The 14,482-nt window shown below is 64.3% G+C and carries 13 protein-coding genes; 6 read left to right on the forward strand and 7 right to left on the reverse strand.

The genetic code is table 11. From position 1 onward, the window contains the following. Positions 1-31: 31 nt before the first annotated feature. The gene (locus tag ABIB24_RS14555; protein ID WP_137163681.1) at positions 32-856 is read right to left on the reverse strand and encodes an aldo/keto reductase; all 825 of its coding nucleotides are present in this window, start codon (positions 854-856) and stop codon (positions 32-34) included. A gap of 247 nt (positions 857-1,103) precedes the next feature. On the opposite strand from ABIB24_RS14555, the gene ABIB24_RS14560 reads away from it, so the two are divergent. Continuing rightward, on the forward strand, positions 1,104-1,982 hold the full coding sequence (locus ABIB24_RS14560) for a DMT family transporter (protein WP_015270753.1): 879 nt from the start codon (positions 1,104-1,106) through the stop codon (positions 1,980-1,982). 179 nt (positions 1,983-2,161) lie between these two features. On the opposite strand, the gene ABIB24_RS14565 is transcribed toward ABIB24_RS14560, so the two are convergent. Further along, complete coding sequence (locus ABIB24_RS14565; protein ID WP_137163682.1) at positions 2,162-2,758, reverse strand: hypothetical protein; 597 nt, start codon at positions 2,756-2,758, stop codon at positions 2,162-2,164. A 99-nt stretch (positions 2,759-2,857) separates the two neighbouring features. Then, positions 2,858-3,763 (reverse strand): LysR family transcriptional regulator, encoded by a 906-nt coding sequence (locus ABIB24_RS14570; RefSeq protein ID WP_025338767.1) that lies wholly within the window; start codon positions 3,761-3,763, stop codon positions 2,858-2,860. A 447-nt stretch (positions 3,764-4,210) separates the two neighbouring features. On the opposite strand from ABIB24_RS14570, the gene katG reads away from it, so the two are divergent. Further along, on the forward strand, positions 4,211-6,469 hold the full coding sequence (gene katG, locus ABIB24_RS14575; protein ID WP_354316751.1) for a catalase/peroxidase HPI: 2,259 nt from the start codon (positions 4,211-4,213) through the stop codon (positions 6,467-6,469). 210 nt (positions 6,470-6,679) lie between these two features. Then, positions 6,680-8,008 carry a CDP-diacylglycerol--serine O-phosphatidyltransferase gene (pssA, locus tag ABIB24_RS14580; RefSeq protein ID WP_025338769.1) on the forward strand — a complete coding sequence of 443 codons (1,329 nt, stop codon included), beginning with the start codon at positions 6,680-6,682 and terminating at the stop codon, positions 8,006-8,008. 336 nt (positions 8,009-8,344) lie between these two features. Here the strand turns inward: pssA and ABIB24_RS14585 are convergent, their stop codons facing one another. Together ABIB24_RS14585 and ABIB24_RS14590 are read right to left on the reverse strand one after the other, a co-directional pair. Continuing rightward, positions 8,345-8,491, reverse strand: a complete 147-nt coding sequence (locus ABIB24_RS14585; protein ID WP_274079136.1) for a hypothetical protein — start codon at positions 8,489-8,491, stop codon at positions 8,345-8,347. Positions 8,492-8,524: 33 nt separating this feature from the next. Next, positions 8,525-8,872 (reverse strand): YMGG-like glycine zipper-containing protein, encoded by a 348-nt coding sequence (locus tag ABIB24_RS14590; RefSeq protein WP_039613879.1) that lies wholly within the window; start codon positions 8,870-8,872, stop codon positions 8,525-8,527. On the opposite strand from ABIB24_RS14590, the gene ABIB24_RS14595 reads away from it, so the two are divergent. Together ABIB24_RS14595 and ABIB24_RS14600 are read left to right on the forward strand one after the other, a co-directional pair. Further along, entirely contained in the window at positions 8,871-9,014 is a 144-nt protein-coding gene (locus ABIB24_RS14595; protein ID WP_155951618.1) for a hypothetical protein, read from the forward strand. The two genes, ABIB24_RS14590 and ABIB24_RS14595, sit on opposite strands and share 2 nt — an antisense overlap. Before the next feature lie 165 nt (positions 9,015-9,179). Further along, positions 9,180-10,322, forward strand: a complete 1,143-nt coding sequence (locus ABIB24_RS14600; protein ID WP_354316754.1) for a GGDEF domain-containing protein — start codon at positions 9,180-9,182, stop codon at positions 10,320-10,322. Between the two features lie 435 nt (positions 10,323-10,757). Here ABIB24_RS14600 and ppnN read toward each other — a convergent pair whose 3' ends face one another. Then, positions 10,758-12,131: a nucleotide 5'-monophosphate nucleosidase PpnN gene (ppnN, locus tag ABIB24_RS14605; protein ID WP_025338773.1), complete on the reverse strand. Its 1,374-nt coding sequence runs from the start codon at positions 12,129-12,131 to the stop codon at positions 10,758-10,760. A gap of 212 nt (positions 12,132-12,343) precedes the next feature. Next, positions 12,344-13,405: a YeiH family protein gene (locus tag ABIB24_RS14610; RefSeq protein WP_354316757.1), complete on the reverse strand. Its 1,062-nt coding sequence runs from the start codon at positions 13,403-13,405 to the stop codon at positions 12,344-12,346. Positions 13,406-13,516: 111 nt separating this feature from the next. On the opposite strand from ABIB24_RS14610, the gene ABIB24_RS14615 reads away from it, so the two are divergent. Next, on the forward strand, positions 13,517-14,404 hold the full coding sequence (locus ABIB24_RS14615) for a LysR family transcriptional regulator (RefSeq protein ID WP_015270743.1): 888 nt from the start codon (positions 13,517-13,519) through the stop codon (positions 14,402-14,404). Positions 14,405-14,482: the final 78 nt, after the last annotated feature.

Raw genomic sequence — 14,482 nt, forward strand, 5'->3', positions numbered from 1 at the left:
ATCGTGCCAGCTTTCAGATATTGAGCAGCAATCAGCTGTTCCAGTCCGGCGCAAACGCCGGGCTCACCACTCGCTGGTCCTTCGGCAACCCGGCAATCGCCGCGCGGTCCTCGTCATCCAGTTGCACGTTCAACGCCGCCAGGTTGGCCAGCTGGTTCTCGCGGCTGCCGGCCTTGGGGATCACCGCCACGCCGTCCTGGTCCAGCAACCACTTCAGCGCCACCTGGCTGGGCAGTACGCCATGCTTGCGGGCGATCGCCTGGATCACCGGCTGCGCCGCCGCCTGCCCACGGGCCAGCGGGGTGTAGGCGGTGAGCAGCAGGTCGTGGCGGCGGGCGTAGTCCAGCAGCGGTTGCTGGCCGAGCAGCACGTGGTATTCCACCTGGATCGCCGACAATGGTGCGCCCAGGGTTTCCACCACCTGGCGCAGCAGCCCCAGCGGGAAGTTGGCCACGCCGATGCTGCGCGCCTTGCCCTCGTCACGCAGGGCCACCAGGGTTTCGATGCTGCGGGCCAGGTCCCAGTCCTGGCCGGGCCAGTGGATGTGGAACAGATCGACCTGCTCGGTACCCAGCGCGCGCAGGCTGTCCTCCAGCGACTGGCGCATGGCCTTGGGCGCCAGGCGATCCCACCATACCTTGGTGGTCAGGTGAATCTGCTCGCGCGGTACATCGCTGTCGCGCAGGGCCTGGCCGACGGCGGCTTCGTTGTCATAGGCAGTGGCGGTGTCGATGTGCCGGTAACCCACTTCAAGCGCCTGGCGCACGGCCTGGGTGCACTCGCTGCCGGTCATTGGCCAGGTGCCCAGGCCGATCGCGGGCAGGTCCAGGCCGTTTCGGGTGGTGAGCCTTTGCATGTAAATTCCTTGTAGGGTGGGCAGGGTTCGCATTCGATGGTCAGCGATCAGCACGCCACGGGCCATGCGCGCGGGGCGGAAAGTGGTCGATCAGCGAACAGAAATTGCAGTCGGCCTTGGCTGGCGGCAATAGAACTTCCTTATTCTTTGGCATCTCTTCTAGAATCCGAGCTGTTGCATCCGCCAGGCAACGCCTGCGCGGCCTTCCCTGGGCGCCGCATCCAGCCGCGCCGTCATCGAGAGTGCCATGAGTTCCAGCACACCGCTGTCCGGAGTCAACCAACCCCTGCGCGGCATCGCCCTGGTGGTGGTGGCGACGTTCCTGTTCGCCAGTCACGATGCCCTGTCCAAGTTCCTCGGCGGCCTGTACCCGATCATCATGGTGGTGTGGGCGCGGTATGTGGTGCACACGCTGCTGATGGCCGGCATCTTCCTGCCCAAGGCCGGCCTCAACGTGCTGCGCACCCGCCGTCCGCTGTTGCAGACGTTACGTGCCCTGAGCCTGTTGAGTACCAGCCTGCTGTTCACCACCGGCCTGCAGTACCTGCCGCTGGCCGAGGCCACGGCGGTCAACTTCCTGGCCCCGGTGCTGGTCACCGCGCTGTCGGCGCCGTTGCTCAAGGAGCGGGTGACGGTGGGGCAGTGGGTGGCGGTGGTGATGGGCTTCATCGGTGTGCTGGTGGTGGTGCACCCGGGCGGGGCGATGTTCACCCCGGCCATCCTGTATCCGTTCGGTTCGGCGCTGGGCTTCTGCTTCTATCAGTTGCTGACGCGCATCCTGGCCGCGCATGACAGCCCGACCACCAGCAACTTCTATGCGGGGTTGTGCAACACCCTGGCGATGAGTGCGCTGGTGCCGTTCTTCTGGGAGATGCCGCGTTGGGACCATGCGCTGCTGATGCTGGCGCTGGGTGGCTTTGGCATGACTGCGCACCTGCTGCTGACCCAGGCCTTTCGCCATGCGGCACCGGCCTTGCTGGCGCCGTTCAGTTATTGCCAGATCGTGTTTGCCGGGTTGCTTGGGTTGGTTGTCTATAGCCAGGTGCCGGATACCCTGAGCCTGGTGGGCATCTCGGTGATCTGCCTCAGCGGGCTGGGAGCGGCGTGGATGCAGCGGGGCAAGTAGCAGCTTTACCGCTGTTATTACAGCTACAGCACACCGACCTGTAGGAGCAGCCTTGTGCTGCGAAAGGGCCGGTGTGGCAAAAGAAATTCTGTGGCAGTACTGGCCTCTTCGCAGCACAAGGCTGCTCCTACAGGCCGGTGCTGTGCCCGAGCATTTGCGCTATACCAGTGAAAGGGCCTTCAAACGCGACCCTTCAACAACGCCTGCAACGAATCGTCAAAGTCGCGCAAGGCATCCGCCTGCACCGCCCGTTCATCCTCGGCCACCCGCGCCACATCGTCCAGGCGCTTGCTGGCCCGCCCTTCAGCGCGGCCGATGTAGGTCAGCTGGTCATCGAAAAAGCGCGCAACCACCCGGCTTTCGATATCCGCGCTGGCCAAACGGCTTTCGGTGTCCAGCAGCACGATCACATCCTGGTGGTCACCCAGCAGCGTGTCCAGGTCGTCATAGAAGGTCACTTCGGCAAACTGCTGCGCCAGTGACCGCGCCAGCCAGTCATACGCCTGGCTCTCGCCGCCCAGGGTCGCAACAGGGGCACGCTGGCCCTGGGCCGGTGCGGCTGCCTGGGTACGATGGCTGCCGAGGTATTCGAGGGTTGCTTCGGCGTCTCGCCCCAGCAGCACCGCCACCCGTTGGCCGGGGGCCAGGGCGACGCTGGAAATGGCCGTGGCCGAATAGAAGTGCCCGTAGGGCTGCGCGTCGGTAGCGGCAGGGCTGGCACAACCGCCAAGGGCGGCCAGCAAGGCGAGCAGGGCAGCGATCATGCCGGTTTTCATGGGAGGCCTCATCAATCAGTGAATGCCGCCATCTTCCGCCCGGGCTTGCCGCAGCGGAACTTGATGGCATTCATGGTGGCTATCGATGAGGTCGATGCATCACTGCGTGGCCATGAACTGCAGGATGCGCTCGCGCAGCCAGCGCTCGGCCGGGTCATTGTCCTGGGCGCCGCTCCAGACCATCGACAGTTCGGCCTCGGTGATGTCGAACGGCGCCGGGTCGGCGCGCAGGCTGCCGTCGTCGGCCAGGGCGCAGGCGGCATAGTCCGGCACCGTGGCGATCAGCTCGGTGTTGCGCAGCAGGGCGCGCAGGCTGCCGAACTGCGGCACCGCCAGCACCACCTTGCGGCAGCGGCCGATGCGCGCCAGGTCGAGGTCGATATTGCCGCTCATGTCGCCCGAGAACGACACCATCACATGCGGGCGGGCGCAGTATTCGTCGAGGGTCAGCGGGCCCGGGCGGTCATCGGCGCGCAGCACCCGCACGCCAATGTTGCGCAGCTTGCGGCGCTTGGCGGTGGCCGGCAGGTCCGTGGTGTAGCTCACGCCCACCGAGATCTCGCCGCTGGCCAGCAGCCCCGGCATCAGCAGGAAGTTGGCCCGGCGCACCACCACGCTGATGTTCGGGGCCTCTTCGCGCAGGGCCTGCAGCAGGGCCGGGAACAGGCCGAACTCGGCATCGTCCGACAGGCCCAGGCGGAACACGTTGCAGCTGTTGACCGGGTCGAACTCGCGGGCGCGGCTGATGGCGGCGGAAATCACATCCATGGCCGGCCCCAGCTCGGCGAAGATCTGCATGGCCCGTGGCGTGGGCTCCATGGCCCGGCCGTTGCGGATCAGCAGCGGGTCGTCGAACAGCTCGCGCAGGCGGGCGAGGGCGGCGCTGACGGTGGGCTGGGTGATGAACAGCTTTTCGCCGACCCGGGTCAGGTTGCGTTCGATCATCAGGGCTTCGAACAGTACCAGCAGGTTCATGTCGACGCGGCGCAGGTCGTTGCGGTTCATGAGGGGGCGGGTTCCGGAGTAGAGGGGGTGGCGGTGTATTGAAGCATGTGGCCAGCCTAATTGCCTTGTATGGATGTGCCGGCTTCTTCGCGGGTAAACCCGCTCCCACAGGATCACCACAGGTCTTGAGGGCTGTACCGTACCTGTGGGAGCGGGTTTACCCGCGAAGAGGCCGGCACAGGAAGGCTGACAGAGCCAACCTATCACCCCTCAATAGCCACTCTATTAGAACTCTGTCCAAGCTCGGCTAGTCTTTCCCCTGGCCCCGCGAATTCCGCGAGCGGGCGGCGTGTCAGCACTTGCGTGCAAGACCGCACCAACCCCGTCGTGACAGCTTCGCAAGCCCCGTGTAGACCTGACGAGGGGTAGCACGAGCCCACGCGCTCGGCTGAAAGAACACCTGGCAAAGACCGGAAATCTGGATAACCGACCCAAAGGTACCCGCAGATGTCGAACGAATCGAAATGCCCGTTCCATCAAACCGCAGGTGGTGGCACCACCAACCGTGACTGGTGGCCTGACCAGCTCAACCTGAGAATTCTTCACCAACATTCCTCCAAGTCCGACCCGATGGACCCGGGTTTCGACTATGCCAAGGCGTTCAAGAGCCTCGACTTCCAGGCCCTGAAGAAAGACCTGACCGCCTTGATGACCGACTCCCAGGACTGGTGGCCCGCCGACTTCGGCCACTACGGCCCGCTGTTCATTCGCATGGCCTGGCACAGCGCCGGTACCTACCGCATCGGCGATGGCCGGGGTGGTGCAGGCTCTGGCCAGCAGCGCTTCGCCCCGCTCAACAGCTGGCCGGACAACGTCAGCCTGGACAAGGCCCGGCGCCTGCTGTGGCCGATCAAGCAGAAGTACGGCAACAAGATTTCCTGGGCCGACCTGATCGTGCTCACCGGCAACGTCGCCCTCGAATCCATGGGCTTCAAGACCTTCGGCTTCTCCGGCGGGCGTGCCGACGTGTGGGAGCCGGACGAAGATGTGTACTGGGGTTCGGAAAAGGTCTGGCTGGGCGGAGACATTCGTTATGGCAATGAGCAGGTCAAGGCCCAGCCGCCAGGCCAGGGTGACCTGGTAGCAGAGCCAGCCAAGCACCCAGAGGAGCAAAGCCGGGACCTGTCCGGCGAGCGTAACCTGGAAAACCCCTTGGCTGCTGTGCAGATGGGCCTGATCTACGTGAACCCGGAAGGCCCGGACGGCAACCCCGACCCGGTAGCCTCGGGCAAGGACATCCGTGACACCTTCGGCCGCATGGCCATGAACGATGAAGAAACCGTGGCGCTGATCGCCGGTGGCCACGCCTTCGGCAAGACCCACGGTGCCGGCCCTGCCGACAACGTCGGCCCGGAGCCCGAAGCTGCAGGCCTGGAGCTGCAGGGGTTGGGTTGGGCCAACAAGTTCGGCAGCGGCAAGGGTGGCGATACCATCACCAGCGGCCTGGAAGTGACCTGGACTTCGACCCCCACCCGATGGAGCAACGAATACCTCAACAACCTGTTCAACTTCGACTGGGAACTGACCAAGAGCCCGGCCGGTGCCCACCAGTGGCGGCCGAAGGAGGGCAAGGGGGCAGGCACCGTGCCGGATGCCCATGACCCGGCCAAGCGCCACGCGCCTTCCATGCTCACCTCCGACCTGGCGCTGCGCTTCGACCCGATCTACGAGCCGATCGCCCGCCGCTTCAAGGACAACCCTGAGCAGCTGGCAGACGCCTTCGCCCGAGCCTGGTACAAGCTGATCCACCGCGACATGGGCCCATTGGCGCGCTACCTGGGCCCGGAAATGCCCAACGAAGAGCTGCTGTGGCAGGACCCGCTGCCAAAAGTCGACCACCCACTGGTGGGTGAGCAGGACATTGCCGCGCTCAAGGCCAAGGTGCTCGCGGCGGGCCTGAGCGTTGGCGAGCTGGTGGCCACTGCCTGGGCGGCGGCGTCGACCTTCCGCGGTTCGGACAAGCGTGGCGGGGCCAATGGTGGCCGCCTGCGCCTGGCGCCGCAGAAGGACTGGCCGGCGAACCAGGGCACAGGCAAGGTGCTGGCGGCGCTGGAGAAGATCCAGGCCGAGTTCAATGCCGGTGGCAAGAAGATCTCCCTGGCTGACCTGATCGTTCTGGCTGGCGCCGCCGCAGTGGAAAAGGCTGCCAAGGACGCCGGGCACAACGTCAGCGTGGCGTTCCGCCCGGGGCGTACCGATGCCTCCCAGGCGCAGACCGACGTCGAGTCGTTCGCCGTGCTGGAGCCGCTGGCCGATGGCTTCCGCAACTTCACCAAGGCCCGCTACAGCGTCAAGGCCGAGAAGCTGCTGCTGGACAAGGCCCAGTTGTTGACCCTGACCGCGCCGGAAATGACCGTGCTGATCGGCGGCCTGCGCGTGCTCGGCGCCAACCATGGCGGCAGCCAGCAGGGCGTGTTCACCGACAAGGTCGGTACCCTGAGCAACGACTTCTTCCGCAACCTGCTGGACATGGGCGTTGAGTGGAAGCCGACCTCGGCGGATAACGAAACCTTCGAAGGGCGCGACCGCAAGACCGGGCAGGTGAAGTGGACCGGTAGCCGGGTTGACCTGGTGTTCGGCTCCCATGCCCAGTTGCGGGCGTTGAGCGAGGTGTATGGCAGCAGTGATGGCCGGGACAAGTTCGTGCGGGACTTTGTCGCGGCCTGGGAGAAAGTGATGGAGCTGGATCGCTTCGACTTGAAATAGCTTCGTCAGAAATGGGGGCGCTTTGCGCCCCTATCGCGACACAAGGCCGCTCCTACAAGCCACCGCCGAATGCGGCGCCGAACCTGTAGGAGCGGCCTTGTGTCGCGACAGGGCTGCAAAGCAGCCCCATGCTCTCCGGGGGCTGGACCATTTCAATCTTCCTGTGCAAGCTGATGCACGACAGTGGTTGCACACAGAAGGTGATCGTTCGTGAACCCCGAAACCATGCTGGCGGCATTGCCAGGCTACGCCATGTCGGCCGAGTCGATACAGGTGCTGCCCGATGCCAAGGCCTACCGCGCCTGCCTGCTCGAGCGCATCCGCGCCGCAACCCGGCGTATCGTCATCGTTGCGCTGTATCTGCAGGAAGACGAGGCCGGCCAGGAAGTGCTGGATGCCTTGTACCAGGCCAAGGCCGCGCGGCCGGGGCTGGAAATCACCATCGTGGTCGACTGGTTCCGTGCCCGCCGCGGCCTGCTGGGCGCCGGGCGCCAGCCGGGTAACGCCGCCTGGTACCAGGCCCAGCGCCAGCACCATGGGCTGGACATCGTCATCCATGGCGTACCGGTGCAGACCCGCGAGCTGTTTGGCGTGTTGCACCTGAAGGGCAGCATCATTGACGACTGCGTGATCTACACCGGCGCCAGCCTTAACAACGTGTACCTGCACCGTTTCGACCGTTACCGCCTGGACCGCTACCACCTGTTCCAGTCACCAGAGCTGGCCGACGCGATGGTCGGGCTGGTGCGGCGCCTGCTGCACCACACCGCCACGCCGCGCCTCGACCTGCCAGAGCCACCCTCCACCCGCAGCCTGCGCGGCGACATCCGGCGCTTGCGCGCGCGGCTGCGGCGCATGGCCTATGAGGCACCGGCCAGCGCAGCGGGGCAGGGCCTGCGGGTTATTCCGCTGTTGGGTGTGGGCCGTGGCAACCCGCTGAACCGGGCACTGTGCGCCTTGCTGGCGGCGGCGCGCACACAGGTCATCATCAGCACGCCGTATTTCAACCCGCCCCGGGTGCTGATGCGCGAGCTCGACCATGCCCTGGCGCGTGGCGTGCGGGTGGAGCTGATCGTTGGTGACCGCACGGCCAACGACTTCTATATCGCCCCCGGCGAGCCGTTCAGTGCCAGCGGCGCGTTGCCCTACCTGTACGAAGACAACCTGCGCGCCTTCACCCGACGTCGCCACGCTGCGATTGCCAGCGGCCAGTTGCAGGTGCGGATCTGGAATGACCCCGGGCATACCTTTCATGCCAAGGGCGTGTGGGTAGACCAGCGCTATTCGTTGCTGACCGGTAACAACCTGAACCCGCGCGGCTTCAACCTGGATCTGGAGAACGGCCTGCTGATCGATGACCCGCAAGGGCAATGGCTGGGGCCACGGGAGGCAGAGTTGACCGAGTTGCGCCGGCATGCGCCGAAGATCGGCTCGGCAGAGGAGTTGGGGGTCAAGGCCGAGCACCCCAAGGAAGTGCGCAAGTTCCTGCGGCGGCTGCGCTATAGCCGGCTGGAGCCGCTGATCAAGCGGGTGCTCTGAGGGAATTCAAGCGTTTTTGTGGGAGCGGCCTTGTGTCGCGAAAGGGCCGCAAAGCGGCCCCAGACGTTGGTGTCACTACCAAAATTGCCGGGGCTGCTCTGCAGCCCTCTCGCGACGCAAAGCCGCTCTCATAGAACTGTACATAACTCATTGAATTAGCAGGGATGCTGTGGGAGCGGCTTTAGCCGCGAACACCGGCGCAGCCGGTGCCATGCACCGCGTCGGATTCTTCGCGGCTAAAGCCGCTCCCACAGGGTACGAGGATCGCTTGCGAATTCAGTTATCTGTGCGACAGCGCAGCCCAAAGGGCTGGGCAATCTCCCACAGTGACCGCAGTCAGGCTGCTGCACCTTTGGCCTCAGCCACCTTTGTTTCCTGTTTGCCCCGCGGCTTGAGCCGCGACACCGCAAACAGCACCACCGCCAACCCGACGACCTGATACAGCGAAATCTCCTCGCTCAGGATCGCCCACGATGCCAGCACCGTCAGCGCCGGCAACAGGTTGAGCGGTGCGCTTTACTGCGCCGGGGCCAGGCGAATACCACTCACCTGCACCTGATCACCGGGCTTGAAGCGGGCATTGGGCGAGCGATAGCGCTGGGTACTGCCGTCGTCATGGCGTACCACGTAGGCCGCGTCGCTGTGCCCGCTGCCTTGTTGCACGGCGGCGCCGCCAAATGCACCCAGGGCTGCACCGGCGATGGCGCCGAACGGGCCACCGAGCGCGGCGCCGACCATCAGGCCGCTGACGCCGCCGGCGCCATAGCCCACCGTGTTGTCGGGGCTTTCCGAGAGCACCTCGTCGGCGCAGGCGGGCAGGGCGATGGACAGGGACATCGCCAGAGGGAGGAGGATATTTTTCATGATGGTTATTTCCGCAAGGCAGGTAGTGGCGAAAGAGAATGGTTCAGCTTTCGTGCCAGCTGGGCAGCCCTTGCAGATGGGCGTGTTGCGCTGGTGTGTTGTCATAACGACAGCGGTTTTTGTGGTGCAAATGACAGGCTGATGTCAATATGACATTCACTCGCACGGGTATCGGCCAGGGCTGGGCTATCATTTTCAGGCTGGTGGTGTAAGGCTCCTCTGAAAAGTCATCACGAGCGCATACAATCGGGCCTTTTCCTCGTCAACCAGATAGGCCAAACCGTTCATGGCGCTTGATCCACCCACGATGCTGACTATCTCTATCGCCCTGGCTGCCGCGGCTGCGTTGTACCTGGCGATCGAGTGGCGCAGCGTACGCGAGCCGTCGCTGCTGTTCTGGAGCGCAGGCTTTGCCACCATCACGATTGGTTCCACCCTGGCCTTGCTGCGCGGCATCGGTTTGTTGCTGATCGGTATCTGGTTCGCCAACGGCTTGCTGGTGGTGGCGCACTGGTTCTTCCTGGTGGGGGTGTTGCGCTTCACCCAGGTGCGGCTGTCGCGTATCTGGTTATCGGTCGTGCTGGTGTGGTTTGCCTTGCTGCTGATGCCTGTTGGGCCGCAGTGGTCGAAGGTGATGCTGATGGTCAACTCGTTGCTGGTGGCGCTGTTGACGCTCAAGGCCAGCTGGTTGTTGCGGCCGCATGGCAAGTCGCTGAGTGTCGGCGCGGTGCAGTTGCGCTATGTGTTGCTGGCGCATGGGTTGTTCTATGCGGCCAAGGCGATCATTGCGATCACACCGGGTACGCTGATTGACTTGGCCACCTTCGGCGGGCTGATCATTCAGGTTTCGTTGGTCGAAGGTGCGATGGCGATCATGCTGATTGCCTTGTCGATGACCGGCACCGTGCGCTACCGGCGCGAGGAGCGGATTGCCCGCCTGGCGGCCCGTGACCCGTTGACGGCGCTGTACAACCGGCGTGCACTGGAGGTGCGGGCGGGGCCTTTCTTCAAGGCAGTGGATTCGGCGCAGCCCGGGGCCTTGCTACTGATCGATATCGACAACTTCAAGCTGGTCAACGACCTGCACGGGCATGTTGCAGGGGACCGCTTGCTGATTGCCCTGAGCGAGATGATTCGCACGGTGCTGCCCGAGCGCTCGCTGGCCGCGCGGCTGGGCGGTGATGAGTTCGTCATTCTGCTGTGTGGTGCGAGCAGCGAACGGGTCATGGAACTGGGTGGACTGCTGCGCGAGCAGTTCCAGCAGTATGCAAGCAAGGCGGTACCTACGCCGCAGCCGGTCACCCTTAGTATCGGCGCCAACCTGTTCGACCAGCCGCCGACGAGCCTTGCGGCCTTGATCGAGCAGGGGGATGTCGCCTTGTACCAGTCCAAGCGCGGTGGGCGCGACAGCATCCGCTTCGTCGAACGACCGATGGCCGACCTCAGTTAGTAGCAGTTTTGCCTTTGCGTCTGCCTTTGCTTTTGCTTTTGCTTTTGCTTTTGCTTTTGCTTCTAAGCGCGCGATAGTTCAGGCGCCGCCGATTGCGACTTCAGGAGGCCGAGCGAAGGGACTGCGGAGGGAGGTGACGGGCATGGATGCCCGTCAAGCGCTGAGGCCCCATGGATGGGGCCTGCAGCGCGTACTCCCGGGAGCAGGCCCGTAGCGAGGGGACCCCGGAGCGAAGCGTAGGGGCCGGATGATGGGAGCCGACGGTTTTTGGTTCCTTTTTGCCACGACAAAAAGGGACCCGCCGTAAGGGCGGAAAGGTGACTCAGCGCCACCATCGCGAATGAATGCCTACTCGATGCAAATGCCCACATCCAAAAAGCCAAATAGCTGCAGGCCCCGTCCATGGGGCCTCAGCAAGTCAGCAAGAATGGCGAATCAGGTCACCACCTGGTAGCACGGTACATACGCCGCGCCGCCAGGCAACTTCATACGATGCTGGTCGACGAACGCCTGCAACAGCCGGCCCAGAGGGTCCAGCACGGCGCTGTCGCCACGGATCTGATACGGCCCGTGTTCCTCGATCAGGCGGATGCCCTTGTCCTTCACGTTGCCGGCGACGATGCCGGAAAACGCCCGGCGCAGGTTGGCAGCCAGTTCGTGCGCTGGCAGCTCGCGCCGCAGGTCGAGGTCGGCCATGGCCTGGTGGGTCGGGTCGAACGGCCGCTGGAAGCTCTCCTCGATCTTCAGCAGCCAGTTGAAGTGGAAGGCATCGTTGCGCTCGCGGCGGAACTGCTTCACCGCCTTGAGTCCTTCGACCATGTGCCGGGCAACTTCCGCCGGGTCATCGATGATGATCTCGTACAAGCGATGCGCCGCTTCACCCAGGGTGGCGCCGACGAACGCGTGCAACTGTTGCAGGTACGGCTCGGCACTGCGCGGGCCGGTGAGTACCACCGGGAACGGCAGGTTCTGGTTGTCCGGGTGCATGAGGATGCCCAGCAGGTAGAGGAACTCCTCGGCCGTGCCGGCACCGCCCGGGAAGATGATGATGCCGTGGCCGACACGGACGAAGGCTTCCAGGCGCTTCTCGATGTCCGGCAGGATCACCAGTTCGTTGACGATCGGGTTGGGCGCTTCGGCGGCGATGATGCCCGGCTCGGTCAGGCCCAGGTAGCGGCTGCCGTGCATGCGTTGCTTGGCGTGGGCAATGGTGGCGCCCTTCATCGGGCCCTTCATCACACCCGGGCCGCAGCCGGTGCACACATCCAGCTTGCGCAGGCCCAGCTCGTGGCCGACCTTCTTGGTGTACTGGTATTCCTCGCTGCTGATCGAATGGCCACCCCAGCACACCACCATCTTCGGCTCCACGCCCGGGCGCAGGGTGCGAGCGTTGCGCAGCAGGTGGAAGACATAGTCGGTGATGCCCTGGGAGCTTTCCAGGTCGATGCGCTGGCTGGCCAGCTCGCTTTCGGTGTAGACGATGTCGCGCAGGGCGCTGAACAGCATTTCACGGGTGCTGGCGATCATTTCGCCATCGACGAAGGCGTCGGCCGGGGCATTCAGCAGCTCCAGGCGCACGCCGCGGTCCTGTTGATGAATACGCACCTCGAAGTCCTGATAGGCCTCGAGGATGGTCTTGGCATTGTCGACATGGGCGCCGGTGTTGAGGATGGCCAGGGCGCACTGGCGGAACAGGGTGTAAAGGCTACCGGTACCGACTTCACTCAGTTGCTGCACTTCACGTTGTGACAGCGTCTCCAGGCTGCCTTTGGGGCTGACGGATGCATTGATGACATTGCGTTGAGGCATCTAAGTCTTTCCTGTGCGGGTAAAACATCCTTCTTTGACAACACCATACCGAGAAATGTGGACGGCAACGAGGGGGGGCAACAAAAACCTCATCAGACCGAGCCGCCTGCTTCGCGGGTAAACCCGCTCCCACAGGTACGGCGCAGGTTCCGAAAGCAGCGCGATACCTGTGGGAGCGGGTTTACCCGCGAAGCAGGCGACTCGGTCTCAAGTCATCCCAACAGCTTCTGCACGCCAAGGGTAATCGCCACGCCACCAAACACCAGCCAGAGGTTGAGAAGCGCCCCGGTGGCCAGCGCCCGCGGCCCGGCCTGGCGAATCTGGCTGAGGCGCGTCTCCATCCCCAGCGCGGTCATGGCCATGGTCAGGGCGAAGGTATCCAGGCTGTTAACCGCTTGCGTCACGCTGCCCGGCAACACCTGCAGCGAATTCACCAGTACCAGCGCGAGGAAGCCGAAGGCGAACCAGGGCATGGCGATGCGCCCGTTGCCCTGTGCCTGGCCCGGCTGACGCGCGCGGCTGATCCAAAGGCCCACCACCAGCAGTACCGGTACCAGCAGCATCACCCGGGTCATCTTGACGATGGTGGCGATATGCGTGGCCTCGGGGCTGACGTTGCTGGCCGCACCGACCACTTGGGCCACCTCGTGAATGGTGCCACCCAGGAACAGCCCGGCGCCCATGGCGTCCAGGTGCAGCCAGCCGGCATTGATCGCCAATGGGTAGAGGAACATCGACAGGGTGCCGAACAGCACCACGCTACCAACCGCCATGGCGCTTTTGTGCGGTGCACTGCGCAGCGCCGACTCGAAGGCCAGAACCGCGGCGGCGCCGCAGATGGCGCTGCCGGCGGCGGTCAGCAAGGCGGTATCGCGGTCCAGCTTGAACAGCTTCATGCCGCACCACAGGCCGATCAGTAGGGTGCTGGGCACCACCAGCAACGACACGATGAGCCCGGACCAGCCGACTTCGGCAATTTCCTGCAGGCTTACCCGCAGGCCGAAGAAGGCCACGGCAATGCGCAGCAGGCCGCGGGCGGAAAAGTTGATACCCGCCGCCCAGCTTGCCGGTACACCGTCACGCAGTGCATTGCCGTAAAGCGCACCGGCGACGATACCGACGATCAGCGGGCTGATACCCAGGTTGGCGATGGCGGGCAGGGCGGCCAACTGGGTGACCGCAAGCGCGAACAGCGCGACGAACAGGATGCCATTGAGCCGCCCTCGGGTAGAGAGGGTAGGTGCAAAGGCGGGGTTGGACGGAGCCGTGGCCATGTGAGTCCTCCGGAAAGGTATTTCGACATGGCTTACGTTAATCTGGTTATAAGCTTATAAAAAATCGTAATTTAGGATGGCAAATATCCGGTTAGCTGATATTTTTCATTCATGACCCCAGAACAACTGATAACGTTCGCCACCGTCGCCGAGCACGGCAACATCAGCCATGCGGCCCAGGCCCTGCATTTGTCGCAGCCGGCGGTGTCTGGCCAGCTCAAGCTGCTGCAGGAGGCCTTTGGCGAGCCGCTGTATCAGCGCGCCGGCCGTGGTGTGCGGCTGACAGCAGCCGGCGAGCAATTGCTGGCCCATGCCGAGCGCCTGCGCGAAACCTTCCGTCAGGCCCAGGCATTGCGCGAGGCCATGCGCGGGCTGGAGCGCGGTACCTTGCGCATCGGCGCCAGTACCACGCCGGCCAGCTACCTGCTGCCTTACCTGATTGCCGATTTCCATGCCCGCTACCCGGAGGTGCTGGTGAGCACTTCCAACGGCAATACGGCAGAAATCGTCGCTGCGCTGGACAGCGTCGATATCGCCCTGATCGAAGGGCCGCCTGGGCAGGAACTGCCATTGGGCACGGCGGTGACGGCGTGGCGGGAGGACGAGATCGTGGCCATCGTGCCGCGTGGTCATCCGCTGGCTGGCAGTGACCGACAGACGCTGGCGTCGCTGGGGGCTTACCCGTTGGTATTACGCGAGAGTGGCTCGGGTGTGCGGCAGATCGTCGAGCGGGCATTTGCCCGCAGCGGCGTGGCGATGCGCGTGGCGCTGGAGATTGCCGGGGTGGAAGGGGTGAAGGAGGCAGTGCGGGCCGGGATGGGGATTGGTTTTGTGTCGGCGATGTCGATCCGGCATGAAGATGGGGCGTTGCAGCGGTTGCAGGTTGTGCCGCAGGCGTTGGTGCGGCGGTTTTCCATTCTGGTGCCGCATGCAGCCACCCCGTCGCGGGCTGCAGCGCGGTTTCTGGAGTTGTGTGTTGGTCTGCAAGAGGTGGGGTGACTGTGCTGGCCTCTTCGCGGGCTTGCCCGCTGCCACAGGTTTTTCACGGTTCTTGAATGCGGTGCAGTACCTGTGGGA

The sequence above is a fragment of the Pseudomonas sp. UYEF17 genome (assembly GCF_040546125.1).
Lineage (GTDB): Bacteria > Pseudomonadota > Gammaproteobacteria > Pseudomonadales > Pseudomonadaceae > Aquipseudomonas > Aquipseudomonas putida_Z.